A 1,707-nucleotide genomic window follows, 5' to 3' on the forward strand; every position below is an offset into this window, starting at 1 on the left:
GGCTATACTCCTACTTAAGTAGACAAGCAAATAATCAAAGCTTGTACACTTAGGAAGGAGTTTTTTATGGGAAGAAAAGGTTCCCGCTATACATTGAAGGAAAAACTGGCGTGTATTAGCTTAGTGGAGCAGGGAATTACTCCTAACGCAGTTGGCACTCAGTACAATATTAAAGGTGAACAGATCCAGCAATGGGTCCAACGTTATCACAAAGATGGCGAAGCGGGATTAAAGCGAGCTTGGCCGCACCGTTATCCAACCGAGCTAAAGCTGGAAATCGTTCAAAAATATCTAACAAGACACACGTCATATCCACAATTGGCCAGAGAATATCAAATTCCTAACGTGGCAGTTATATATCAGTGGGTAACCCGGTATACTAGTGGTAAATCATTAGAAACTACTAGGGAGAAAAACGATATGAGAGATGGTCGTAAAACAACTCAACTTGAACGAATTGAGATCGCACAATGGGTGATTGCCAATGATCTAGACTACGTCGGTGCTATAAAGAAATTTAACGTCTCATATGGACAAGCCTATACCTGGGTTAGAAAGTTCAAACGAGATGGTTCGATGGGCCTAGAGGATCGTCGTGGTAAGGCGAAAGAAGATCATGGTCAATTAACTGAGAACGAGAAATTAATGCTTGAAAACAAACGGCTTCAGGCCCGCGTAATGCGGCTCTCAACGGAGCTAGCCGTGCGGGAAAAAATCCAAGAATTAGAGAGAAGGAATGTCCTCAAACAGAAAAATATCAAGTTATTAAAGAACTCACACAAGAAGTGAATTCAGATAACGATCAACCTTATAATATCGGCTATTTGTGTACCTATACGGGAATTTCACGATCAAGTTACTATAAGTGGTTAAATCACGGTCTAAGTCAGCGTCAGATCGACGATCAAGCTGTTGTAAAGTATATGATCGAGCTAGAGGAACAACACAACTATATCTACGGTGTTGAGAGTCTAACAATGTATGTTAATAAGAATACCAAGTATCATGTTGGACACAATAAAGTGCGACGATTAATGGCCGAAAATGAAATCAAAGCATCTATCAGGGTTAAGAAACATGATCGACATGAGGAACATAAAGAGCAACTCTCGGCTAACCTTCTGTATGATGCAGATAAGGGTCATAATTTTCATCCAGATGAGGCTAACCATATTTGGGTAACTGATTGTAGCGAATTAAGATATGGTCTTAGAAATCAGTATCGGCTTCGCCTAAGCGCCATTAAGGATCTATATGATCATAGTATTATTGCTTGGCAGGTAGCCGAAACTGAGACATCGGTGTTAGTTACCGATACGATCAGGTTGGCTTTAGAGAACACAAATGCAATTAAACCAGCCATTTTACACAGCGATCAGGGTTCTAGCTACACCTCTGGTGAATACAACACTTTCCTAGCAGGTCATGGCATCAATCATAGTATGTCACGAGCGGGTACCCCTGGCGATAACAGTCCTATAGAATCCTTTTGGAGTCACATGAAGGACGAATTTTTTGCGTTCAGAACGGCGCAATCAAAGAGTGAATTACTTGCTCAGATCAATGAGTTTATTCGCTGGTATAACTTTGAGCGGCTTCAAGTAACATTAAACGGCATGACGCCGATAGAATATCGAAATCATGCCGTTCAAGAATGTGCATAAACACTTTAATTATTTGATTGTCCTCTTGACAGGAGCCGAGCCG

General features: G+C 41.1%; 2 protein-coding genes. Both read left to right on the forward strand.

Going from position 1 to position 1,707, the window contains the following annotated elements:
* Positions 1-66: 66 nt before the first annotated feature.
* Entirely contained in the window at positions 67-789 is a 723-nt protein-coding gene (locus tag ACYVD5_RS21320) for a helix-turn-helix domain-containing protein (RefSeq protein WP_057823861.1), read from the forward strand.
* Entirely contained in the window at positions 786-1,664 is an 879-nt protein-coding gene (locus tag ACYVD5_RS21325) for an IS3 family transposase (protein WP_260266738.1), read from the forward strand. The genes ACYVD5_RS21320 and ACYVD5_RS21325 overlap by 4 nt, the downstream gene beginning before the upstream one ends.
* Positions 1,665-1,707: the final 43 nt, after the last annotated feature.

Source organism: Streptomonospora sediminis (assembly GCF_054778995.1).

Bases quoted from the DNA above. Each gene is read 5' to 3' on its own strand.
- ACYVD5_RS21320 (WP_057823861.1), top strand. From the start codon at position 67: ATGGGAAGAAAAGGTTCCCGCTATACATTGAAGGAAAAACTGGCGTGT.